This is a genomic window from Mycobacterium saskatchewanense, assembly GCF_010729105.1.
Classification (GTDB): Bacteria; Actinomycetota; Actinomycetes; order Mycobacteriales; family Mycobacteriaceae; genus Mycobacterium; species Mycobacterium saskatchewanense.
Map to the genome: position 1 here is coordinate 5,124,616 of NZ_AP022573.1, position 22,518 is coordinate 5,147,133.

Below are 22,518 nucleotides of genomic sequence, written 5' to 3' on the forward strand. Positions count from 1 at the left end.
GTTGGCAACCCACCAAGTCGACGCGGTGATCCTGGTCGGCGGCAAGGGCACCCGGCTACGGCCGTTGACGCTGTCGGCACCCAAGCCGATGCTGCCCACCGCCGGCCTGCCGTTCCTCACCCACCTGTTGTCGCGGATCGCCGCGGCCGGCATCGAGCACGTCGTCCTGAGCACCTCGTACCAGGCCCAGGTGTTCGAGGCCGAGTTCGGCGACGGGTCGAAGCTGGGCCTGCAGATCGAGTACGTGACCGAGGAGCGGCCGCTGGGCACCGGCGGCGGCATCGCCAACGTGGCCGATCACCTGCGCCACGACACCGTGATGGTGTTCAACGGCGACGTGCTCTCCGGCGCCGACCTGGGCCAGCTGCTGGACTTCCACCGGGACCGCCGGGCCGACGTCACCCTGCACCTGGTGCGCGTGGGCGACCCGCGGGCCTTCGGCTGCGTGCCCACCGACGAAGACGGCCGCGTCACCGCCTTCCTGGAGAAGACGCAGGACCCGCCGACCGACCAGATCAACGCCGGCTGCTACGTCTTCCGGCGCGAAATCATCGACCGCATCCCACGTGGCCGCGAGGTGTCGGTGGAACGCGAGATCTTCCCGGCCCTGCTGTCGGACCCCGAGGTCAAGATCTGCGGCTACGTCGACGCCACGTACTGGCGCGACATGGGCACGCCGGAGGACTTCGTGCGCGGCTCGGCCGACCTGGTCCGCGGGATCGCCCCGTCGCCCGCCCTGCACGGCCACCGCGGCGAGCAACTCGTGCACGACGGCGCGGCGGTGGCGCCCGGCGCGGTGCTGATCGGCGGGACGGTCGTCGGCCGCGGCGCCGAGATCGGGCCCGGCGTGCGGTTGGACGGCGCGGTGATCTTCGACGGCGTCAAGATCGAGGCCGGCAGCGTGATCGAGCGCTCGATCATCGGCTTCGGCGTCCGCATCGGCCCGCGCGCGCTGATCCGCGACGGGGTGATCGGCGACGGCGCCGACATCGGCGCCCGCTGCGAGCTGCTCCGCGGCGCCCGGGTGTGGCCCGGCGTGTCCATTCCCGACGGCGGCATCCGCTACTCGAGCGACGTGTAGGGGTCTGGCGGGCCTTGGCGCCAGCGTCTGATCGCCGAGATCGACTCGCACCGTGACTCCCACTCGCACTTTTCCGCGTTGCCGTCGATTTCGGTGACCATGTCGGTGGCCCGGCTCACCATCTCCGCATGGGTGAGGTCTTTCTAGGCAGCGAAGCGATGGTGGCCCACGCGTTGAGCGAGTGCGAGCTGCGCCGGTGGTACCGGAAGGTCCTTCGTGACGTGTACGCCCCCAGGTTCGCCGACCCGTCACTCGAAGACTGCATCCGCGGTGCCTGGCTGTGGGCGAGACTGCTGGCCAAGCGGCACCGCGGTGCGCGGGGTGTGCGGCGGCTCGGGGAGTTGCTCCCGTTGGTGGACGGCGGCGACCCGCCGCCGAAGGAAAGCTGGCTGCGTCTGCTGTTCGTCGGCGCCGGTCTCCCGAGACCGGCGACGCAGATACCGGTCCAGGACGTGGGCGGACGGTCGGGGTTCTGGACATGGGCCGGGAGGACTACTTCGTCGCACTCGAGTACGACGGTGACCAACACCGCACCGACCGCCGAGATTAGCCCGTGAGCCACTCGCACTTTTCGATGCTCCGTCGGTCACCAACGACGTGTCACCCGGCCCACCAGATACTCCAGCGCGTGATCGGTCCCGGGCGGCAACGCGCCGGCCGGCCACCACTGCAGGTCGTCCGACTCGTCGCTGATCGCGATCCGCGCCCCGGCCGGCGCGTGGGCCACGAACTGCAGGTCCAGGTGCCGCGTCGGCACGCCCAGCGAGCAGGTGACGGGGTGCACGTGCACGGCCGCCAGCTCCGGATCGATCCGCAGGCCGTCGATGCCCGACTCCTCGGTGGCCTCCCGCAGCGCGGCGGCGACGATGTCGCGGTCACCGTCGTCGCAGTGTCCGCCGAGTTGCACCCAGCGGCCCACGCGCGGATGCAGCGTCAGCAGCACCCGGGTGCCGGTGTGGTCGAGGACCAGCGAAGACGCGGTGACGTGGCCGGGCACGCAGTCACGGCGGCAGGCGTCGGGGCGGGCGTGCACGAATGCCAGGACGGCGTGCCGCAGCGAATCCTGCGCCGGGTCCGGCGCGGCCCAGCCGGCGAGGAGCGCGATCGCCGAATCCCTGACGCTCACCGGGCGCCCCGCCGTTTCCGGCGGTCCCGCAGCGCACGCCAGGCCGCGCGGCAGTGGGCCACCGTGCTCGCGACGACGAACGGGGCGATGCAGCGGACCACCGGGGCCGGCGAGTCGTAGCCGCCGCGGACCTTGTCGGCGGGAGCCGCCGCCTTGCCCGCGAACGCCGTCATGGCTATTTCCGGATCAACAGGTCGGTGAGGCCGGCCGGGTAGCGAGGGCCCGCCGGCTCGGCGGCGTAGCCGATGGCGATGGCGCCCAATGGCTCCCACTCGGCGGGCAGTCCGAGCTCCGCGCGCACCAGGTCGGCCGCGAAGATCGTCGAGCCGATCCAGCAGCTGCCCACCCCGCGCACCGCCAGGGCGACCAGTAGGGCCTGGACGGCGGCTCCCACCGCGACGGTGAACATGGTGTGCTCGGCGGCGGTGCGCGCCGGGTCGGGATAGGTGTGGGCGCCGTCGGGCACGAGGAACGGGATGACGACCTCGGGTGCGTCGTAGAGGATCTGGCCGCGCGCCACCCGCCGTTCGACGGCGTCGGCGGGCCGGCCGTCGCCGGCGAGGTCGGCACGCCACTTGTCCTTCATGCGGTCCAACAGCCGGGCGCGAATCTCGGGGGTCTGCAGCCAGACGAACCGGACGGGCCGGGTGTGGTGGGGCGCCGGTGCGGTCAGGGCCTCGGCGACGGCGCCGGTGATCAGCTCCGGCGGGACCGGCTCGTCGCTGAACCGGCGCACCGACCGGCGCAACAGCTGGGCCTGCCTCCGCCCCATGTCGACAGCCTCGGCGGTCCCGAGCCAGAACAGGTCTTCGGGGCCGGGACGGGACAACTGCCGGGCGGTGGTGCCGTCGTCGGTCACGGCGAGTCCGCGCACGACCGCCGCCGGCACGCCCGTCAACTTGCCCTTCACCAGGTCGGCGGCGGCCGCGATCTCGTCGGCGATCGCCACCTCGGTGACGAGAAGTTCGTTGCCGTGCCGGTCCACGGCCCCCGAATAGCCGTGCAGCACAGCCACACCGGCGGCGCCAATGGCCGCGTCGATCTGACCGTTGCGCCAAGCGCGGCCCATCGTGTCGGTGACGACGACGCCCACCTGCACGCCGAGCCGCTCATGCAGCACGCCGCGCAGCGCCGCGGCGCTCGCGTCGGGATCGACCGGGAGCAGCGCCAGCTCGTCGCGGTCCACGTTGGATCCGTCCACGCCGGCGGCGGCCTGGATCAGCCCCAGCCGGTTCTCGGTGATCAGGGTCTTGCCCTTGCGGGCCAACACCCGCACCGCCTCGTCATCGACCAGCTTGCGCCGCAGGGCGTCCCGCTCTTCGGCGTCGCGCGGCGCCGGGACCAGCCGGCCCTCGCACTTGGATACCGCCTTGCTGGTCACCACGACGACGTCCCCGTCGCGCAGCCAGGGCGCGGCCGCCGCGATGGCCGCGCCCAGGTCGTCGCCGGGCCGGAATTCGGGCAGCCCGGGCACGGGCAGGATTTCGATGGTCGCGGCCGTGCCGTGTTCGCCGCCCGGCGGCGTCGTTGGACCGGGACCGGTCACGCCGTCACGCCCGCAAGGTCGAGCCCGGCGCTCACCATCTCGGCCGTCGCCTTCGGGTCGGTCATCAGCAACGGCACCGAGCGCACGGCGACGCCCTCGATCTCGGCGTGGTCGCCCTCGTGCACCAACCAGCAGTCCAGGATCCCGGTGGCGCGGCGCGCCCCGTAGTGCCGGCCGACGGCCTCCGCGGTGGACTCGACGCCGATGACCGTGAGGCACTCGTCGGCCATGCCGCGCAACGGCTTTCCGCCGACGATGGGGGAGTAGCCCACGATCGGGGCGCGAGCGGCGCGCAGCGCGCCGCGGATGCCGGGGACCGCGAGGATGGCCCCGACGCTCACCACCGGGTTCGACGGGGCCAGCATGATCACGTCGGCTTCGGCGATGGCGGTCAGCGCTTCGCTTGTGGCGCTGGCTTTCTCGGCGCCGACGAACGCGAAGCTGTGGGTCGGCACCTGCGCGCGGTAGCGCACCCACCACTCCTGGAAGTGGATCGCCCGGCGGCCGCCGTCGGCGGGGTCGGTGATCACGACGTGTGTCTCGCAGCGGTCGTCGCTCGCCGGCAGCAACCGTGCGCCCGGCTGCCAGCGGTCGCACAGCGCGGCGGTGATCTGCGACAGCGGATAGCCGGCGTTGAGCATCTGCGTGCGCACGAGGTGCGTCCCGAGGTCGCGGTCGCCCAGCTGGAACCAATCCGGCTGTACACCATAGCGCGCCAATTCCTCTTTGGCATGCCAGGTTTCGTCGCGGTGCCCCCACCCTCGCTGTGGATCAACACCTCCACCTAAGGTGTACATGCAGGTGTCCAGATCCGGGCAGACCCGCAGCCCGTGGATCCAGGCGTCGTCGCCAACGTTGACGACCGCCGTCAGCTCGTGGCCGTTGGCTACCGTATCCGGACCCTGTTGCTCGGCGAACTGCCCCAGCCCGAGCAGCTGTTGAACACCCAGCAGGAAACGGGCGCCGCCGACGCCGCCGACCAGAACGGTGACCTTCACACCGGATGACAGTACCGTTCGGCACCGTTCGGCCACAGGCGCGGCGGGCCGTTCCGGCAACGCCGGAAGGTACGCGACCGGTGTGATGGACACGCCGAATTTACAAAACAACGGAAACGCCGAAAATCGGTCACGAGATGATATGGAAATGCGCCGAAGTGCTTGACCCGGCAGGTCAACCCGTGTCTAATCACAACAGTGTCATTTCCCGGTTGGCCGGCCGATTCCGGTGTCGCAGGCCGAGATTCGATCACTTGTTCGAATTGTCTGTACATCAGAACAGAGCGACTTACTCACTCTCTCCACCCACCTGAGGAGGCGGACGACCGCATGTCTTACGAGCACCTTCGGGGCGTTATGGCAAACACTCCCCTGACGACCATGACTCCAGCGCCCGTCGCGCTTCCCCGGCCGCACTTGACTGTGGTCCCTGATGCCCCAGTCGATTTCGAGCCCGAGCCGGAGCCGACCCCCGCCGACCAATGGCAGGACCGGGCCCTGTGCGCGCAAACAGACCCCGAGGCCTTCTTCCCCGAGAAGGGCGGCTCCACCCGCGAGGCCAAGAAGATCTGCCTGGGCTGCGAGGTGCGCCACGAATGCCTTGAGTACGCCCTCGAACACGACGAGCGCTTCGGCATCTGGGGCGGGCTTTCCGAGCGCGAGCGCCGGCGCCTCAAGCGCGGCATCATCTGACACGCGCCCCCGGCAACGGGGTCAGTCGTCGTCGATCGTCGGGTCGATGACCGAAGGGTCGACGTCGAGGTAGATGGCCACCTGCGCCACCAATATCTCGTGCAGCAAGTCGCCGAGTTCGACGGTGTCCTTAGCCCGTCGCTCGATTGGCTTTCGGAACAACACAATTCGTGCCCGAGTGGAGTTTCCTCGGACATCCACGCCCGCCGGGATCAGCCGCGCCAGCGCGATCGGCCCGTCGGCGACGACCTCGGGCGGCCACTGCACGCTCTCGGGATCCTTCGCCGCGATCCGCGGAATCTCATCCACCGCCACGTCGAGTTCGGACAGCCGGTCCTGCCAGTGCCGCTCGATGGGTTCGTAGGCTTCGAGCACCGCCATGTCGAAACGCTCCGCGCGGCTGCGCCACCCCGGCACGGTCGGCGGCAGCAGCGGGCCCCGCATCTCCCGGCGTCGCCGCGACGGCCAGAGCGCGGCCGGTCGTCGACCGGACGCCGATCGATCGCTCCGCGGAGAGCTGCGTGAATCGCCCACGCGCCGATGGTAACGGTTGGACATCGCCGGTCGAACGGATGCGCGTGTCCGGCGCTTCGGCGGCGTTTGCGCACGATAGCCTTTCGGCGTGAACGTTCCCCGTCGCTGTTGCCGGCCCGGGTGTCCGCACTACGCCGTGGCGACCTTGACGTTCGTCTACTCGGACTCGACGGCGGTCGTGGGCCCACTCGCCACCGCGCGCGAGCCCCATTCATGGGACCTGTGCGTCGGCCACGCCGGCCGGATCACCGCCCCTCGAGGGTGGGATCTGGTGCGGCACGCCGGCCCGCTGCCCATCCCCAGCAACCCCGACGAGGACGACCTCGTCGCGCTGGCGGACGCGGTTCGGGAAGGCGCTCCCGTCGAACGGGCCGTGGCCCGCGGCGGCACCGGTTCGCCGCTGAAGGGTTTCGACACCTTCGGTGATCCGCACCTGCATGCCACCGGCGCCCACGCCACTGCGCCGAGCGGCGGCGTGCTCGCGCCGCCCGAGCACCGCTCCGGACGCCGCCGCGGCCATCTGCGCGTGCTGCCCGATCCTGCCGACTGACGCTCCGCGTGTTTTCCGCGGGCCGATAGGCTGACGGCCAAGAGGTAAGGATCCCAGGCGTCAGGAGGCCCAAGGCATGTCTCGGCCCGCCGCGATCGTCCACCGTGTCGTCAAGGCGTATGACGTGCGCGGGCTGGTCGGCGCAGAGCTCGACGAGCCGCTCGTCACCGACCTGGGCGCAGCGTTCGCCAAGCTGATGCGCGGCGAGGGCGCCGCGCAGGTGGTGATCGGCCACGACATGCGCGACAGCTCGCCGACGCTGGCGGCCGCGTTCGCCGCCGGGGTGACCGGCCAGGGCCTCGACGTCGTGCGGATCGGGTTGGCGTCCACCGACGAGCTGTACTTCGCGTCGGGATCACTCGGCTGCCCCGGCGCGATGTTCACCGCAAGCCACAACCCGGCGGCCTACAACGGGATCAAGCTGTGCCGGGCCGGGGCCAAGCCCGTCGGCGCCGAGAGCGGCCTGCGCACCATCAGTGACGACGTGATCGCCGGGGTAGAGCCCTATCGGGGACGACCCGGGACCGTCACCGACCGTGACGTGCTCGACGACTACGGCGCCTTCCTGCGTTCGCTGGTCGACACCTCCGGCCTGCGCCCGCTGCGGGTGGCAGTCGACGCCGGCAATGGCATGGCCGGCCACACCGCGCCGGCGGTGCTCGGGGCGATCGGCGCGGTCACACTGTTGCCGTTGTACTTCGAGCTCGACGGCTCCTTCCCCAACCACGAGGCCAACCCGCTGGACCCGGCCAACCTCGTGGACCTGCAGAAGTACGTCCGCGACACCGGCGCCGACATCGGCCTGGCCTTCGACGGCGACGCCGACCGGTGCTTCGTGGTCGACGAACGCGGCCGGGTCGTGTCGCCGTCGACGGTGACCAGCCTGGTGGCCGCCCGCGAGCTGGGCCGCGAGATCGGCGCCACGATCATTTACAACGTGATCACGTCGCGTGCGGTGCCCGAACTGGTCACCGAGCGGGGCGGCACACCGCTGCGTTCCCGCGTGGGGCACTCCTATATCAAGGCGCTGATGGCCGAGACCGGCGCGATCTTCGGCGGGGAGCACTCGGCGCACTACTACTTCCGCGACTTCTGGGGCGCCGACTCCGGCATGCTGGCCGCACTCCACGTACTGGCCGCCCTCGGCGAACAGGAACGGCCGCTTTCCGAGCTGACCGCCGACTACCAGCGTTACGAATCGTCCGGCGAGATCAACTTCAAGGTGGCCGACGCATCCCGGTGCGTGGACGCCGTGCTGAAGTCGTTCGGCGGCCGGGTGCAGTCCATCGATCACATCGACGGGGTGACGGCCGATCTCGGCGATGGCAGCTGGTTCAACCTGCGCAGCTCCAACACCGAGCCGCTCCTGCGGCTCAATGTCGAGGCCCGCACCGCCGAGGACGTCGAGGCGATGGTTGCCCAGATCAGCGGCGAGATCGCCGCGCAAACGGCCCACGCGGAAGCGGCGCCATGAGCGCCGCGCGGGCGATCGACCTGGAAGACGCCGAAGGCCTGCTGGCCGCCGACCGGGAGGGACTGCTGCGGGCGGCGTCGTCGGCCGGCGCGCAGGTGCGCGCGATCGCCGCCGCGGTCGAGGAGGGCGCGCTCGAGTCGCTGCGGGGCGACGGCCGCCCCCGCAGCGTGATCTGGGTGGCCGGGCGGGGCACCGCCGAGACGGCCGGGGCCATCCTGGCCGCGACGTCGGGGGGCGCGGCCTCGGAGCCCATCGCGCTCCTCGCCGAGGCGCCGCCCTGGATCGGCCCGCTGGATGTGCTGATCGTCGCCGGTGACGACCCCGGCGATCCGGCCCTGGTGAGCGCTGCCGCGACCGGGGTGCGCCGCGGTGCACGCGTGGTCATCGTGGCGCCCTATGAGGGGCCGCTGCGGGATTCCACGGCGGGCCGCGTGGCGGTCCTGGCCCCGCGGCTCTGGGGTTCCGATGAGTTCGCGCTATGCCGTTACCTGGCCGCCGGCCTGGCGACGCTGCAAGCCGTGGACCCCAGGCCGAGCATTGATCTGGCGTCGCTCGCCGACGGGCTGGACGCCGAGACGCTGAGCAACAGCGCGGGCCGCGACCTGTTCACCAATCCCGCCAAGACGATGGCGGCGCGGATGGCCGGTCGCCGGGTGGCGCTGGCCGGCGACTGCGCCGCGACGCTTGCGTTGGCGCGCCACGGCAGCTCGGTGTTGTTGCGAATCGCGCACGAGGTCGTCGCCGCCTCCGGGCTCGCGGACGCCGTGACGGCGCTGCGGGGGTCGGCCGCCGGTTCTTCGGTCGACGCCCTGTTCCACGACGAGGAGATCGACGGCCCGCTGCCGGAGCGGCTGCACGTGCTGGTGCTGACGCTGGCCGACGAGCGCACGGTGGTCGCCGCCCGCGTCGCGGGCCTCGACGACGCCCACCTGATCGCCGCGCAGGACGAGACCGACGGGCCCGGAGGCTCGACTGGCGCCGAGGTCTCGCCGGCGCCGGGGGGCCCCGTCAGCCCGGAGCAGCAACTGGCAGTATTGGCCGTTCGGGTGGAGATGGCCGCTGTTTACATGCGACTGGTGCGGGGATAGACATTCACAGTGGAACTGCTTCGCGGGGCCTTACGGACGTACGCATGGGGATCGCGTACGGCAATCGCCGAGTTCACCGGGCGCCCGGTGCCGGCGGCGCACCCTGAGGCTGAGCTCTGGTTCGGCGCTCACCCCGGGGACCCCGCGTGGCTGGAGACCGACGACGGCGAGATCTCGTTGCTGGAGGCGCTGGTCGCGGACCCCGAGGGGCAGCTGGGGCCCGGGTCGCGCTCCCGGTTCGGCGACGTGCTGCCGTTCCTGCTCAAGGTGCTGGCGGCCGACGAACCGCTGTCGCTGCAGGCGCACCCGAGCGCCGAGCAGGCGCTCGAGGGTTACCTCCGTGAGGAGCGGCTCGGGATCCCGGTGAACTCACCGATCCGCAACTACCGCGACACGTCTCACAAGCCGGAGTTGCTGGTGGCGCTGCAGCCCTTCGAGGCGCTGGCCGGCTTCCGGCAGGCGGCGCGGACCACCGAGCTGTTGCGGTCGCTGGCCGTCTCCGACCTCGACCCCTTCATCGAGCTGCTGAGCGACCAGTCCGACGCCGACGGCCTGCGCGCCCTGTTCACCACCTGGATCACCGCGCCGCAGCCCGACATCGACGTCCTGGTGTCTGCGGTGCTCGACGGCGCAATCCAGTACATCACTTCCGGGGCAACCGAATTCGCCGCCGAGGCGAAGACCGTGCTCGAGCTGGGCGAGCGGTATCCCGGCGACGCCGGGGTGCTGGCCGCCCTGCTGCTCAACCGCATCACCCTGGACCCTGGCGAGGCGATCTTCGTGCCGGCCGGCAACCTGCACACCTACCTGCGCGGGTTCGCCGTGGAGGTGATGGCCAACTCGGACAACGTCTTACGCGGGGGACTGACCCCCAAGCACGTGGACGTGCCCGAGCTGCTGCGGGTGCTCGACTTCAACCCGAGCGCCGAGGCGCAGCTGCGGCCGCACGTCCATCGCGAGGGATTCGCCCTGATCTACGAGACCCCCGCCGACGAGTTCGCGGTCGCGCTGCTGGCGCTCGACGGCGACTATCTCGGCCACGAGGTCGACGCGTCGTGCAGCCACGAGGGCCCGCAGATTTTGCTGTGCACCGAGGGCAGCACGACGGTCCACGGGAAGTCCGGGTCGCTCACCCTGCAACGGGGGATGGCCGCCTGGGTGGGGGCCGACGACGGGCCGATCCGGCTGGTCGCGCGCGAGCCCACCAAGCTGTTCCGGGCGACCGTCGGGCTGTAGCCACTCCCTCGGGTGGGCGCCAACCGCCGATATCGCCCTCACGGTAGTGCCTTGCCGGGCGGTTTCAAGGGATCGCGACCACCCCCGCAATCTCGGCGCTCAACAAACGGCTGTAGCTATTCGGCGACCGCCATGGCCCGTCGGTCCGACGGTGGCGACCCGCGTCGCGCGGCTTCGCCGCGCTCGCGATCGCCACGGGCGCCCTCCCGGCGCTCGCGCAGCCACAACCGCAGGTTGTGCCCCATGGCGCGGCCGACGATCCGCGGCGGCGGCACCATATAGAGGCTGTCGAGCAGCGAGAACCGGCGCAGAAACCATTCGGCGAGAACGGGTTCCGTCTCGGCCGCCCCGAGGAACTGGTCGAACAGCGAAGCTGACGGCCGCCACCACCAAGGCACCGGCGCCTTGGCGCCGGCATGGTGGAAGTTGACGTCGGCGATGCCGTTCATCATCCACACCGGGTAGGTGGTCCTGGCCGTCGCGCCGTTGAGTGCCGCGGCCAGCTGGTCGTCCGGGAACCGCAGCGCCCACTTCAGGTGGCCGGCCTGCAGCGAGGTCATCGTCATGCCCTGTCCGAAGGTGGGGTTGAAGCTGGCGACGGCGTCGCCGAACGGGACGATCCCGGTGGGGAATCGCTTCAGTTTGTGGTAGCGCCGCCACCTGCTGGCCGGGAACGCGTGGTAGGCCGGCTCGCCGATGGGTTCGGCATGCGCCAGCGCGGCCGAGAAGTGGTCGGGCAGCAGCTCGCCGGCCAGCACCAGCATCTCGGGAAATGTCCTGGGCGGCTTGGCGTTTGCCACGCCGAACGTCGTCAGCACCCAGGTACCGTCCTCGTAGAACAGCATGCCGAGCCCCAGGGACTGGTCGTGAGAGGCCCCGGCGACCACCACCTTCTCCGCGATCAAGCCCTCGGGCATGCGGAAGCGGTGGGTGGCGTAGTGGATGCCGATGTCGATGGTTTGCTCGACGGGCTTTTCGAACCCCCATTGCTCGAGCCAGACCTGCAGCCGGGTGCCCCGGCCCGCGGCGTCCACAACGAGGTCGGCCGGCACGAACTCCGGCTCGCCGCCCTCCGGCGGGTCCAACAGGACGCCGGTCACCCGCTGGCGCGCCGGGTCGAACCGCGGTTCGGAGACCGGTCGCCGGACGATGTCGACGTTGTCGATCTGTTGCACCCGGGTGCGCAGCTGCCATTCGAGATACGGCCGGCTGGGCACGTAGGCGGTGAACTCGTCGCGCAGGGTGTGCCCCGTGCCCAGGACGTGGCCGGCGGCGCCCAGGTAGATGCAGTCCGGCCGGTTCTCGAGCATGGGCACGCCCGAGGCCACCATGTCCTTCAGCAGGCCGGGGAACAGGCTCTCGAATTCGGCCGCCCCGCGGGCCATCAGCATGTGCAGGTGCTGGTCCTGAGGCACCGCCGCCCGGTTCGTCGGGGTGGTCGGCAACTCGTCGCGTTCGTAGATCGTCACGTGGGAGAAGGAGTCCGACAGGACCCGAGCAGCGCACAGGCCGGCGATGCTCCCCCCGATGACCACCGCGTGGTCTCTTGTGTTCTTCCCGCTGTCCGGCATCTCCGCAGAGTACCCAGTACTGTGCGGTCAGCTACTGACGAAGGGGCGGCGCGGATGGCCAGTCGATGGCGCACGAAGTCGGTCGAGCAATCGATGGCCGATACCGACGAGCCGGACACCCGCCTCCGCAAGGAGCTGACGTGGCGCGATCTCGTCGTGTTCGGGGTCGCGGTGGTGATCGGCGCCGGTATCTTCACCGTCACCGCGTCGACGGCCGGCGACATCACCGGCCCGGCGATCTGGATCTCCTTCGTGATCGCCGCGGTGACCTGCGCGCTGGCGGCGTTGTGTTACGCCGAATTCGCCTCGACGCTTCCGGTGGCGGGCAGCGCCTATACCTTCTCCTATGCGACCTTCGGCGAGTTCCTCGCCTGGATCATCGGGTGGAACCTGCTGCTGGAATTGGCCATCGGCGCCGCCGTCGTCGCCAAGGGCTGGTCGAGTTACCTCGGCTCGGTGTTCGGGTTCGCCGGCGGCACGCTGAGGTTCGGTTCCGCCCAGCTCGACTGGGGTGCCCTGTTGATCGTCGCGGTGGTGGCGACGCTGATCGCCCTGGGTACCAAGCTGTCGTCGAGGTTCTCGGCGGTGGTCACGGGGATCAAGGTGTCGGTGGTGTTGCTCGTCGTGGTCGTCGGTGCGTTCTACATCAAGGGCTCCAACTACTCGCCGTTCATCCCGCCGCCCGAGGCCGGGCACGAGGCCTCGGGTATCAATCAGTCGGTGCTGTCGCTGCTCACCGGGGCGCACAGCAGCCACTACGGCTGGTACGGCGTGCTGGCGGGGGCATCGATCGTGTTCTTCGCGTTCATCGGCTTCGACATCGTCGCCACCATGGCCGAGGAGACCAAGCGCCCCCAGCGCGACGTGCCGCGGGGAATTCTGGTGTCGCTGGCGGTCGTGACCGTGCTCTACGTGGCGGTCTCGGTGGTGCTGTCCGGGATGGTGTCCTACACGAAGCTCAAGACGGTCCCGGGTCGCGGCCACGCCAACCTGGCGACCGCGTTTCAGGACAACGGGATCGCGTGGGCCAGCGAGATCATCTCCATCGGCGCGCTGGCCGGGCTGACGACGGTGGTGATGGTGCTGATGCTCGGACAGTGCCGGGTCCTGTTCGCGATGGCGCGCGACGGCCTGTTGCCGCGGCAGCTGGCCAAGACCGGTTCGCGAGGCACTCCCGTCCGCATCACCGTGCTGGTCGCGGTGCTGGTGGGCGCGACGGCCTCGGTGTTTCCGATCGACAAGCTCGAGGAGATGGTCAACGTCGGGACGCTGTTCGCCTTCGCTCTGGTCTCGGCCGGAGTCATGGTTTTGCGGCGCACCCGCCCGGACCTGGAGCGGGGATTTCGGGCCCCGTGGGTACCGGCGCTTCCCATCGCCTCGATCTGCGCGTGCGTGTGGCTGATGGTGAACCTTACGGCGCTGACCTGGGTCCGCTTCGCGATCTGGCTGGTGATCGGAACGGCGATTTACGTCGGCTACGGGTACGGGCATTCGGTGCAGGGCCACCGACAGGCGCTCGAGGCGCGCCAGACCGCTTGGCGAACGTCGAGTTGATGGGCCGGTAGCGCCCGAGATCCAACAACAACTCGACACTCGACGCGCAAACAGCTTTACAAAATGCCCTTCCGTGTCTAGACGAAAGACGCAATGAGCGGTAATGTCCAACTCCAACGTGGCATGACTCACAAGGAGGTTTGGCATATGACCACATTGAGGCCCCAGCCGATCGAGGCGCCGGCCTGGCGGGACAAGAAACGGCATCTGTGGCTCATGGGGCTCATCGCCCCGACGGCGTTGTTCGTGATGCTGCCCCTGATCTGGGGGCTCAACCGCCTCGGCTGGCACGCGGCCGCGCAGGTGCCGCTGTGGATCGGCCCGATCCTGCTCTACGTGCTGTTGCCGATCCTGGATCTGCGCTTCGGTCCCGACGGCCAGAATCCCCCCGACGAGGTGATGGAGCGGCTGGAAAACGACAAGTACTACCGGTACTGCACCTACGTCTACATCCCGTTCCAGTACCTGAGCGTGGTGCTCGGCGCCTACCTGTTCACCGCCGCCCACCTCGGCTGGCTCGGGTTCGACGGCGGGCTGAGCTGGGCGGGCAAGCTCGGGCTGGCGCTGTCGGTCGGCGTCCTCGGCGGCGTCGGCATCAACACCGCGCACGAGATGGGCCACAAGAAGGACTCGCTGGAGCGGTGGCTGTCCAAGATCACCCTCGCGCAGACCTGCTACGGCCACTTCTACATCGAGCACAACCGCGGCCACCACGTGCGAGTGTCCACCCCTGAAGACCCCGCCTCGGCCCGCTTCGGGGAGACCTTCTGGGAGTTTCTGCCGCGCAGCGTGTTCGGCAGCCTGCGCTCGGCGGTGCGGCTGGAGGCGCAGCGGGTGCGCAGGATGGGCAAGAGCCCCTGGAACCCGACGACTTACCTGTCCAACGACGTGCTCAATGCCTGGGCGCTGTCGGTGGTGTTGTGGGGTGCGCTGATCGCGGTCTTCGGCCCCGGCCTGATCCCGTTCGTCGTCATCCAGGCGGTCTTCGGCTTCTCCCTCCTGGAGGCCGTCAACTATCTCGAGCACTACGGGCTGCTGCGGCAGAAGCTCGACTCGCCTTCCGGGAAGGTGCGCTACGAGCGCTGCGCGCCGGTGCACAGCTGGAACTCCGACCACGTGGTCACCAACCTGTTCCTCTATCACCTGCAGCGGCACAGCGACCACCACGCCAACCCCACCCGCCGCTACCAGACGCTGCGCAGCATGGAGGGGGCGCCGAACCTGCCGAGTGGATACGCGTCGATGATCTCGCTGACCTACTTCCCGCCGCTGTGGCGCAGGGTCATGGATCATCGGGTGCTCGAGCACTATGACGGCGACATCACCAAGGTCAACGTGCAGCCCCGGCTGCGCGACAAGATGCTGGCCAGGTACGGGGTGCCCGCATGATCGCCTACCGCTGCCCCGGATGCGACTACACCTACGACGAATCGAAAGGCGCTCCGCGGGAAGGCTTTCCCCCGGGTACGTCCTTCAGCGACATTCCCGAAGACTGGTGCTGCCCCGATTGCGCGGTGCGTGAGAAGGTCGATTTCGAGAAGATAGGAGTCAACCGATGAGCGACTACAGGCTCTTCGTGTGTGTTCAGTGTGGCTTCGAGTACGACGAGGCCAAGGGCTGGCCCGAAGACGGCATCGCGCCCGGCACCCGCTGGGACGACATCCCCGATGACTGGAGCTGCCCGGACTGCGGTGCGGCGAAGTCCGACTTCGAGATGGTGGAGATAGCTCGTTCGTGAGCGCCCCAACAACTATCGTCGCGCCTATGAAGCGGATGCCGTACGCCGAGGCGTCGCGGGCCCTGTTGCGCGACTCCGTGCTGGACGCGATGCGGGAGCTTCTGGGCGGCCGCGACTGGTCGGCCATCACGCTGTCGGACGTGGCGCGCGCCGCGGGTGTCAGCCGGCAGACCATCTACAACGAGTTCGGCTCGCGGCAGGGCCTGGCGCAGGGGTACGCCCTGCGCCTGGCCGACCGCCTGGTCGACACCGTCCACGCGGCCCTGGACGCCAACGTGGGGGACATCTACGACGCATTCCTGCAGGGTTTTCGCGACTTCTTCGCAGAATCGCAGGCCGACCCGCTCGTGATCTCGCTGCTGAGCGGGGTGGCCAAGCCGGACCTGCTGCAGCTCATCACCACCGACAGCGGCCCCATCATCACCCGCGCGTCGGGCAGGCTCGCGTCGGCGCTCACCCAGACGTGGGTCGCCACCAGCGACGAAGACGCGGGCGTGCTGGCGCGCGCCATCGTGCGGCTGTGCCTGAGCTACGTGTCGATGCCTCCGGAGGCCGATCATGACGTCGCGGCCGATCTGGCACGATTGATGACGCCGTTCGCCGAACGACACGGCGTCGCCAACGTGCCCTGAGTGTTCCCGACGCCCGGGGCCCACAGATCGGCGACTACAGTGGCGCAAGAACATACCTAAGCTAAGTACCGCTGACCGGTGAGCCCTGAAAAGGATGAAACTTCCATGACGACGACCGAACAATCGCTGACCCCCGACGTCCGCAACGGCATCGACTTCAAGGTCGCCGACCTGTCGCTGGCGGACTACGGTCGCCGGGACATCGAGCTCTCCGAGCAGGAGATGCCGGGTTTGATGTCGCTGCGCCGTGAGTACGCCGACGTGCAGCCCCTCAAGGGCGCCCGAATCTCGGGTTCGTTGCACATGACGGTGCAGACCGCGGTGCTCATCGAGACCCTCGTCTCGCTCGGCGCGCAGGTCCGCTGGGCGTCCTGCAACATCTTCTCCACCCAGGACCACGCGGCCGCCGCGGTGGTCGTCGGCCCGCACGGCACGCCGGAGGAGCCCAAGGGCGTCCCGGTGTTCGCCTGGAAGGGCGAGACGCTGGAGGAGTACTGGTGGGCCGCCGAGCAGATGCTGACCTGGCCCGACGAGCCGGCCAACATGATCCTCGACGACGGCGGCGACGCCACCATGCTGGTGCTGCGTGGCGCGCAGTACGAGAAGGCCGGCGTGGTGCCGCCGGCGGAAGACGACGACCCCACCGAGTGGAAGGTCTTCCTGGAGCTGCTGCGCAAGCGCTTCGAGACCGACAAGGACAAGTGGACCAAGATCTCGGAGTCGGTCAAGGGCGTCACCGAGGAGACCACCACCGGCGTGCTGCGCCTGTACCAGTTCGCCGCGGCCGGCGACCTGGCGTTCCCGGCGATCAACGTCAACGACTCGGTGACCAAGTCCAAGTTCGACAACAAGTACGGCTGCCGACACTCGCTGATCGACGGCATCAACCGGGGCACCGACGTGCTGATCGGCGGCAAGAAGGTGCTGGTCTGCGGCTACGGCGACGTGGGCAAGGGCTGCGCCGAGTCGGTCAAGGGCCAGGGCGCGCGCGTCGTCGTCACCGAGATCGACCCGATCAACGCGCTGCAGGCGCTGATGGAGGGCTACGACGTCGAGACGGTCGAGGACGCGATCGGCCAGGCCGACATCGTCATCACCGCCACCGGCAACAAGGACATCATCACCCTCGAGCACATGAAGGCGATGAAGGACTACGCGGTGCTGGGCAACATCGGGCACTTCGACAACGAGATCCAGGTGGCCGCGCTGGAGCGCTCCGGCGCCACCAAGACGAACATCCGGCCGCAGGTCGACGTGTGGACGTTCCCCGACAGCGGCAAGTCGATCATCCTGCTCTCCGAGGGTCGGCTGCTGAACCTGGGCAACGCCACCGGCCACCCGTCGTTCGTGATGAGCAACAGCTTCTCCAACCAGGTGATCGCCCAGATCGAGCTGTGGACCAAGAACGACGAGTACGACAACGAGGTCTACCGGCTGCCCAAGCACCTCGACGAGAAGGTGGCCCGCATCCACGTCGAGGCGCTCGGCGGCAAGCTGACCAAGCTCACCAAGGAGCAGGCCGAATACATCGGCGTCGACGTCGACGGCCCCTACAAGGCCGACCACTACCGCTACTGAGTCTTTTGTGGTGGCCGCACGCCCGGCCAGCCGGGCGTGCGGCACCGAGCGCCCTTCCAGCCGGGCGCTCGACGAGGGACTAGGCTTCGCGCCGTGCTGATCGCGATCGAAGGCGTCGACGGCGCGGGCAAGCGGACCCTGTCCGAAGGCTTGCGCGCGGCTTTCGAGGGGGCCGGGAAGTCGGTGGCCACCCTTGACTTCCCGCGCTACGGGCGCTCGGTGACGGCCGACATCGCCGCCGAGGCCCTGCACGGTGCGCACGGAGACCTGGCGTCGTCGGTGTATGCGATGGCGACCCTCTTCGCGCTCGACCGCGCCGACGCGGTCGGGGAGATCGAGGAGCTGGGCCGCACCCACGACGTCGTGATCCTGGATCGCTATGTTGCCTCCAACGCCGCGTACAGCGCCGCGCGCCTGCACGAGGACGCGGCCGGGCCGGCCGTCGACTGGGTCGGCCGCCTCGAGTTCGGGCGGCTCGGACTGCCGCGGCCGGACTTCCAGGTGCTGCTCGCGGTGCCGGCCGAGCTGGCGGGGCAGCGGGCCCGCCACCGCGCCGAGACCGAGCCCGACCGGGCCCGCGACAGCTACGAGCGCGACGACGGCCTGCAGCGGCGGACCGGCGCGGTGTACGCCGAACTGGCCGCCGAGGGCTGGGGCGGCCGGTGGCTGGTAGCCGACGCGGACGTCGACCCGGCGCGCCTTGCGGCCACTTTGACGGCCCCGGAAGGAGCGTTTTGACCCAGATTCGGCCCTTGCGGCAAGAAACGCCCGTGTGGTGTCGGAGTTTTATCCCGATCTGGTGACACCATGGACGCCATGAGGCAAAGGATTCTGGTCGTCGATGACGACGCTTCGCTGGCCGAGATGCTCACCATCGTGCTGCGCGGGGAGGGTTTCGACACCGCAGTCATCGGGGACGGCACCCAGGCCCTGACCGCGGTGCGCGAGCTGCGCCCCGATTTGGTGCTGCTGGACCTGATGCTGCCCGGCATGAACGGCATCGACGTCTGCCGCGTGCTGCGCGCCGACTCCGGCGTTCCGATCGTCATGCTGACGGCCAAGACCGACACCGTGGACGTGGTGCTCGGCTTGGAGTCTGGCGCCGACGACTACATCATGAAGCCGTTCAAGCCGAAGGAACTGGTGGCCCGGGTGCGGGCCCGGCTGCGGCGCAACGACGACGAGCCCGCCGAGATGCTGTCGATCGCCGACGTCGAGATCGACGTGCCGGCACACAAGGTCACCCGCAACGGGGAGCAGATCTCGCTGACGCCGCTGGAGTTCGACCTGCTCGTCGCGTTGGCGCGCAAACCGCGGCAGGTGTTTACTCGTGATGTGCTGCTCGAACAGGTGTGGGGATACCGCCACCCCGCCGACACCCGTTTGGTGAACGTGCATGTCCAGCGCCTGCGGGCCAAGGTCGAGAAGGACCCGGAGAACCCGACAGTGGTGTTGACCGTTCGAGGAGTGGGATACAAGGCCGGACCTCCGTGACCGGACGGTGTAGGTGATCTGGGGCTCGCGGCAACGTACTAGAAGTCGCTGGGGGCGCTCGGGTCCCATGACTCGCGGCATGGGTGCGGTGAGCCGTGTCGTGGGAACGGCCTGGCGCCGTTCGCTGCAGCTGCGAGTCGTGGCGCTGACCCTCGGGCTGTCGCTCGCGGTGATCCTCGCGCTCGGCTTCGTGCTGACCAGCCAGGTCACCAACCGCGTGCTGGACGTCAAGGTCAGGGCCGCCATCGAGCAGATCGAGCGGGCGCGCACCACCGTCGGCGGCATCGTCAACGGCGAGGAAACCCGCTCGCTGGACAGCAGTCTCCAGCTCGCCCGCAACACGCTGACCTCCAAGACCGACCCCGCCTCTGGGGCGGGGCTGGCCGGCGCCTTCGACGCGGTGCTGATGGTGCCCGGCGACGGGCCGCGCGCCGCGACGACGGCCGGGCCCGTCGACCAGGTGCCCAACTCGCTGCGCGGCTTTATCAAGGCGGGCCAGGCGGCCTACCAGTACGCCACCGTGCACACCGACGGGTTCTCGGGTCCCGCGCTGATCATCGGCACGCCCGCCTCCGCGCAGGTGGCCAACCTGGAGCTGTACCTGATCTTCCCGCTGAAGAACGAGCAGGCGACCATCACGCTGGTGCGCGGCACGATGATCACCGGCGGCGCCGTGCTGCTCGTGCTGCTCGCCGGTATCGCGCTGCTGGTGTCGCGGCAGGTGGTGGTGCCGGTGCGCTCGGCGTCCCGGATCGCCGAGCGGTTCGCCGAGGGGCACCTGTCCGAACGGATGCCGGTGCGCGGCGAGGACGACATGGCGCGGCTCGCGGTCTCGTTCAACGACATGGCCGAAAGCCTGTCGCGGCAGATCACCCAGCTCGAGGAATTCGGCAACCTGCAGCGCCGCTTCACCTCCGACGTCAGCCACGAGCTGCGCACCCCGCTGACGACGGTGCGGATGGCCGCCGACCTGATCTACGACCACAGCGAGGACCTCGACCCGACCTTGCGCCGCTCCACCGAGCTGATGGTCAACGAGCTGGATCGGTTCGAAACCCTGCTCAACGACCTGCTGGAGATCTCGCGGCACGACGCCGGTGTGGCCGAGCTGTCCGTCGAGGCCGTAGATCTGCGCACCACCGTGCAGAGCGCGCTCGGCAACGTCGGCCACCTGGCCGAGGAGGCCGGCATCGAGTTGCAGGTCGACATGCCCGACCACGAGGTGATCGCCGAGGTCGACGCGCGCCGGGTCGAGCGGATCCTGCGCAACCTGATCGCCAACGCCATCGACCACGCCGAGCACAAGCCCGTGGACATCCGGATGGGCGCCGACGAAGACACGGTCGCCGTCACCGTCCGGGACTACGGCGTGGGGCTGCGGCCGGGCGAGGAGAAGCTGGTGTTCAGCCGGTTCTGGCGCTCGGACCCGTCGCGGGTGCGTCGCTCGGGCGGCACCGGGCTGGGCCTGGCGATCAGCATCGAGGACGCCCGGCTGCACCAGGGGCGGCTGGAGGCGTGGGGTGAGCCGGGCCAGGGGGCGTGCTTCCGGCTGACCCTCCCGCTGGTTCGCGGCCACAAGGTCACCACCAGTCCGCTGCCGCTCAAGCCGGTCCCGCAACAGGCGGCGGCGCCCGCGGCCGCACCGCAACACGGCAGGGAACGCCAGCGTCCGCGCGAGCACGCCGAGAGGAGCGGGTAGCGTGCGGCGGCTGCTGGGTCTGTTGTTGCTGGCCGTCGTCCTGGCCGGCTGCGCGGGGGTGCCCAATTCGTCGGCCCCGCAGGCCATCGGCACCGTCGAGCGGCCGGCCCCGTCGAACCTGCCCAAGCCGACCCCCGGCATGGATCCCGACGTGCTGCTGCGCGAATTCCTCAAGGCGACGGCCGATCCCGCGAACCGGCACCTGGCCGCGCGCCAGTTCCTCACCCAGTCGGCGTCCAATTCCTGGGACGACGCCGGCAGCGCGTTGCTGATCGACCACGTGGTGTTCGTGGAAACCCGTGGCGCCGAGCGCGTTTCGGCGACCATGCGTGCCGATATGCTGGGCTCGCTGTCCGACGTGGGCGTGTTCGAGACGGCCGAAGGCGTGCTGCCCGACCCGGGCCCGATCGAACTGGTCAAGACCTCTGGCGGCTGGCGCATCGACCGGCTGCCCAACGGTGTCTTCCTGGACTGGCAACAGTTCCAGGCGACCTACAAACGCAACACGCTGTACTTCGCCGACCCGACCGGCAAGACGGTGGTGCCCGACCCGCGCTACGTCGCGGTGCCCGACCACGACCAGCTGGCCACCGAGCTGATCTCCAAGCTGATCGCCGGGCCCCGCCCCGAGATGGCCCACACGGTGCGCAACCTGCTCGCCCCGCCGCTGCGGCTGCGCGGGCCGGTGACCCGGGCCGACGGCGGCAAGAACGGGATCGGGCGCGGCTACGGCGGCGCGCGCGTCGAGCTGGAGAAGCTGTCCACCACCGATCCGCATAGCCGCGCACTGGTTGCGGCGCAAATCATTTGGACGCTGGCCCGGGCCGACATCCGGGGCCCATACGTGATCAACGCCGACGGCGCCCCGCTGGACGACCGATTCGCCGAGGGCTGGACGACGTCCGACGTCGCCGCCACCGACCCCGGCGTGGCCGACGGCGCGGGCGCCGGGCTGCACGCCCTGGTGAACGGGTCACTGGTCGGGCTGGACGGGCAGCACGTCACCACCGTGCCCGGCGCCTTCGGGCGGATGGGTGATCAGACCGGCGCCGCGCTGTCCCGCAGCGGACGGCAGGTGGCTTCCGTTGTGACCCTGCGCCGCGCTGCCCCGGACCAGGCGGCGTCGCTGTGGATCGGGGACTTGGGTGGCGAGGCGGTCCAGTCGGCCGACGGGCACAGTCTGACGCGACCCAGCTGGTCGCTGGACGACGCGGTCTGGACGGTGGTCGACGGCAACAACGTGCTGCGGGCCATCCAGGAACCTGCGTCGGGCCAACCCGCCCGCATCCCAGTGGATTCCGTGGCGGTGGCGAGCCGGTTCCCCGGGCCGATCACCGATCTGCAGTTGTCCCGCGACAGCACCCGTGCCGCGATGGTGATCAACGGCCAGGTGATCCTCGCCAGCGTGGAGCAGACCCAGGCCGGGCAGTTCGCCCTGACCTACCCGCGGCGGCTGGGCTTCGGGCTGGGCACGTCAGTGGTGTCGTTGTCCTGGCGAACCGGCGACGACATCGTGGTGACGCGGACCGACGGCGGCCACCCGGTGTCGTACGTCAACCTGGACGGGGTCAACTCCGACGCGCCCGCGCACGGCGTGCAGCTGCCGGTGTCGACGGTGGCGGCCAACCCGTCGACCATCTACGTCGCGGCACCGCAGGGCGTGGTGCAGTACTCGGCGTCGGCGGCCGAGGGCCAGGGCTGGGCGGAGGTTTCCGGCCTGATGATGGCGGGCGCGGCGCCGGTGCTGCCGGGCTGAGGACGTACGGCCGCGCGCTTTTCGGCTAGCAGGGCGCGTGGATCGGCTCGATCATCGCAGCCGACGTGCATAGCTTTAATGGTGTGCGCAATCTGACAAACCTGAGCGGAGCCGGTTTCCCCGGGCCATGTGGCGCAACGCCATTCGGTGAGTGCGAGGTCGGCTTGGGC

Annotated in this window: 22 protein-coding genes and 1 pseudogene; 17 read left to right on the top strand and 6 right to left on the bottom strand. The window is 69.9% G+C overall.

The genetic code is table 11. The features are described 5' to 3' along the window. The first annotated feature begins 1 nt into the window (after window position 1). Together manB and G6N56_RS23960 are read left to right on the top strand one after the other, a co-directional pair. Window positions 2-1,081, top strand: coding sequence for a mannose-1-phosphate guanylyltransferase (gene manB / locus G6N56_RS23955; protein ID WP_085254247.1), 1,080 nt, complete (start codon window positions 2-4; stop codon window positions 1,079-1,081). 128 nt (window positions 1,082-1,209) lie between these two features. Beyond that, window positions 1,210-1,622, top strand: a pseudogene (locus G6N56_RS23960) (hypothetical protein); the annotation flags it as partial. A gap of 45 nt (window positions 1,623-1,667) precedes the next feature. On the opposite strand, the gene G6N56_RS23965 reads toward G6N56_RS23960, so the two are convergent. From G6N56_RS23965 to cofD, 4 genes are read right to left on the bottom strand one after another with little or no spacing between them, the layout of a single operon-like run. Further along, window positions 1,668-2,207, bottom strand: a complete 540-nt coding sequence (locus G6N56_RS23965; RefSeq protein ID WP_085254245.1) for an NUDIX hydrolase — start codon at window positions 2,205-2,207, stop codon at window positions 1,668-1,670. Then, entirely contained in the window at window positions 2,204-2,380 is a 177-nt protein-coding gene (locus G6N56_RS23970; RefSeq protein WP_158090678.1) for a hypothetical protein, read from the bottom strand. The genes G6N56_RS23965 and G6N56_RS23970 overlap by 4 nt, the downstream gene beginning before the upstream one ends. A 2-nt stretch (window positions 2,381-2,382) precedes the next feature. After that, on the bottom strand, window positions 2,383-3,753 hold the full coding sequence (locus G6N56_RS23975; RefSeq protein ID WP_085254244.1) for a coenzyme F420-0:L-glutamate ligase: 1,371 nt from the start codon (window positions 3,751-3,753) through the stop codon (window positions 2,383-2,385). Then, window positions 3,750-4,751: a 2-phospho-L-lactate transferase gene (gene cofD / locus G6N56_RS23980; protein ID WP_085254243.1), complete on the bottom strand. Its 1,002-nt coding sequence runs from the start codon at window positions 4,749-4,751 to the stop codon at window positions 3,750-3,752. Before cofD ends, G6N56_RS23975 begins: the two co-directional genes overlap by 4 nt. Window positions 4,752-5,108: 357 nt before the next feature. Between cofD and G6N56_RS23985 the strand changes: the two genes are divergently transcribed. Further along, window positions 5,109-5,444 (top strand): WhiB family transcriptional regulator, encoded by a 336-nt coding sequence (locus tag G6N56_RS23985; protein ID WP_085254290.1) that lies wholly within the window; start codon window positions 5,109-5,111, stop codon window positions 5,442-5,444. A 21-nt stretch (window positions 5,445-5,465) separates the two neighbouring features. On the opposite strand, the gene G6N56_RS23990 is transcribed toward G6N56_RS23985, so the two are convergent. Next, the gene (locus G6N56_RS23990) at window positions 5,466-5,888 is read right to left on the bottom strand and encodes a metallopeptidase family protein (RefSeq protein ID WP_085254242.1); all 423 of its coding nucleotides are present in this window, start codon (window positions 5,886-5,888) and stop codon (window positions 5,466-5,468) included. Between the two features lie 178 nt (window positions 5,889-6,066). Between G6N56_RS23990 and G6N56_RS23995 the strand changes: the two genes are divergently transcribed. The 4 genes from G6N56_RS23995 (at window position 6,067) to manA (ending at window position 10,326) form a co-directional block, all read left to right on the top strand. After that, complete coding sequence (locus G6N56_RS23995) at window positions 6,067-6,528, top strand: DUF3499 domain-containing protein (protein ID WP_085254241.1); 462 nt, start codon at window positions 6,067-6,069, stop codon at window positions 6,526-6,528. Window positions 6,529-6,604: 76 nt separating this feature from the next. After that, complete coding sequence (locus G6N56_RS24000; protein WP_085254240.1) at window positions 6,605-8,002, top strand: phosphomannomutase/phosphoglucomutase; 1,398 nt, start codon at window positions 6,605-6,607, stop codon at window positions 8,000-8,002. After that, the gene (locus G6N56_RS24005; RefSeq protein WP_085254239.1) at window positions 7,999-9,090 is read left to right on the top strand and encodes a TobH protein; all 1,092 of its coding nucleotides are present in this window, start codon (window positions 7,999-8,001) and stop codon (window positions 9,088-9,090) included. The genes G6N56_RS24000 and G6N56_RS24005 overlap by 4 nt, the downstream gene beginning before the upstream one ends. Window positions 9,091-9,099: 9 nt before the next feature. Then, the gene (gene manA / locus G6N56_RS24010; RefSeq protein ID WP_085254238.1) at window positions 9,100-10,326 is read left to right on the top strand and encodes a mannose-6-phosphate isomerase, class I; all 1,227 of its coding nucleotides are present in this window, start codon (window positions 9,100-9,102) and stop codon (window positions 10,324-10,326) included. Between the two features lie 116 nt (window positions 10,327-10,442). On the opposite strand, the gene G6N56_RS24015 is transcribed toward manA, so the two are convergent. Next, window positions 10,443-11,861, bottom strand: coding sequence for an FAD-dependent oxidoreductase (locus G6N56_RS24015; protein ID WP_232069389.1), 1,419 nt, complete (start codon window positions 11,859-11,861; stop codon window positions 10,443-10,445). Between the two features lie 90 nt (window positions 11,862-11,951). Here G6N56_RS24015 and G6N56_RS24020 point away from each other — a divergent pair, with 90 nt between their 5' ends. The 10 genes from G6N56_RS24020 (at window position 11,952) to lpqB (ending at window position 22,348) form a co-directional block, all read left to right on the top strand. Continuing rightward, window positions 11,952-13,451, top strand: coding sequence for an amino acid permease (locus G6N56_RS24020; RefSeq protein ID WP_085254237.1), 1,500 nt, complete (start codon window positions 11,952-11,954; stop codon window positions 13,449-13,451). Between the two features lie 147 nt (window positions 13,452-13,598). Further along, entirely contained in the window at window positions 13,599-14,840 is a 1,242-nt protein-coding gene (locus tag G6N56_RS24025; RefSeq protein ID WP_085254236.1) for an alkane 1-monooxygenase, read from the top strand. Further along, window positions 14,837-15,010 (top strand): rubredoxin, encoded by a 174-nt coding sequence (locus G6N56_RS24030; protein ID WP_085254235.1) that lies wholly within the window; start codon window positions 14,837-14,839, stop codon window positions 15,008-15,010. Before G6N56_RS24025 ends, G6N56_RS24030 begins: the two co-directional genes overlap by 4 nt. Next, window positions 15,007-15,189: a rubredoxin gene (locus tag G6N56_RS24035; RefSeq protein ID WP_085254234.1), complete on the top strand. Its 183-nt coding sequence runs from the start codon at window positions 15,007-15,009 to the stop codon at window positions 15,187-15,189. The genes G6N56_RS24030 and G6N56_RS24035 overlap by 4 nt, the downstream gene beginning before the upstream one ends. Window positions 15,190-15,215: 26 nt before the next feature. Beyond that, window positions 15,216-15,821, top strand: coding sequence for a TetR family transcriptional regulator AlkX (alkX, locus tag G6N56_RS24040; RefSeq protein ID WP_085254233.1), 606 nt, complete (start codon window positions 15,216-15,218; stop codon window positions 15,819-15,821). A 105-nt stretch (window positions 15,822-15,926) separates the two neighbouring features. Then, a complete protein-coding gene (ahcY, locus tag G6N56_RS24045) occupies window positions 15,927-17,399 on the top strand; it encodes an adenosylhomocysteinase (protein ID WP_085254232.1) in 1,473 nt (490 codons plus the stop codon). 93 nt (window positions 17,400-17,492) lie between these two features. Continuing rightward, entirely contained in the window at window positions 17,493-18,137 is a 645-nt protein-coding gene (locus G6N56_RS24050; protein WP_085254231.1) for a dTMP kinase, read from the top strand. 69 nt (window positions 18,138-18,206) lie between these two features. Then, window positions 18,207-18,893, top strand: coding sequence for a two-component system response regulator MtrA (mtrA, locus tag G6N56_RS24055; RefSeq protein ID WP_067925378.1), 687 nt, complete (start codon window positions 18,207-18,209; stop codon window positions 18,891-18,893). A 13-nt stretch (window positions 18,894-18,906) separates the two neighbouring features. After that, window positions 18,907-20,592, top strand: coding sequence for an MtrAB system histidine kinase MtrB (gene mtrB / locus G6N56_RS24060; RefSeq protein WP_085254230.1), 1,686 nt, complete (start codon window positions 18,907-18,909; stop codon window positions 20,590-20,592). 1 nt (window position 20,593) lies between these two features. After that, the gene (gene lpqB, locus G6N56_RS24065; protein ID WP_085254229.1) at window positions 20,594-22,348 is read left to right on the top strand and encodes an MtrAB system accessory lipoprotein LpqB; all 1,755 of its coding nucleotides are present in this window, start codon (window positions 20,594-20,596) and stop codon (window positions 22,346-22,348) included. Window positions 22,349-22,518 lie beyond the last annotated feature (170 nt).

Coding starts and splice junctions, on each gene's coding strand:
- G6N56_RS23970 (WP_158090678.1), bottom strand. CDS start 2,380: ATGACGGCGTTCGCGGGCAAGGCGGCGGCTCCCGCCGACAAGGTCCGC.
- G6N56_RS23985 (WP_085254290.1), top strand. CDS start 5,109: ATGGCAAACACTCCCCTGACGACCATGACTCCAGCGCCCGTCGCGCTT.
- G6N56_RS23990 (WP_085254242.1), bottom strand. CDS start 5,888: ATGCGGGGCCCGCTGCTGCCGCCGACCGTGCCGGGGTGGCGCAGCCGC.
- G6N56_RS24000 (WP_085254240.1), top strand. CDS start 6,605: ATGTCTCGGCCCGCCGCGATCGTCCACCGTGTCGTCAAGGCGTATGAC.
- G6N56_RS24005 (WP_085254239.1), top strand. CDS start 7,999: ATGAGCGCCGCGCGGGCGATCGACCTGGAAGACGCCGAAGGCCTGCTG.
- G6N56_RS24020 (WP_085254237.1), top strand. CDS start 11,952: ATGGCCAGTCGATGGCGCACGAAGTCGGTCGAGCAATCGATGGCCGAT.
- G6N56_RS24025 (WP_085254236.1), top strand. CDS start 13,599: ATGACCACATTGAGGCCCCAGCCGATCGAGGCGCCGGCCTGGCGGGAC.
- G6N56_RS24030 (WP_085254235.1), top strand. CDS start 14,837: ATGATCGCCTACCGCTGCCCCGGATGCGACTACACCTACGACGAATCG.
- G6N56_RS24035 (WP_085254234.1), top strand. CDS start 15,007: ATGAGCGACTACAGGCTCTTCGTGTGTGTTCAGTGTGGCTTCGAGTAC.
- alkX (WP_085254233.1), top strand. CDS start 15,216: ATGAAGCGGATGCCGTACGCCGAGGCGTCGCGGGCCCTGTTGCGCGAC.
- ahcY (WP_085254232.1), top strand. CDS start 15,927: ATGACGACGACCGAACAATCGCTGACCCCCGACGTCCGCAACGGCATC.
- mtrA (WP_067925378.1), top strand. CDS start 18,207: ATGGACGCCATGAGGCAAAGGATTCTGGTCGTCGATGACGACGCTTCG.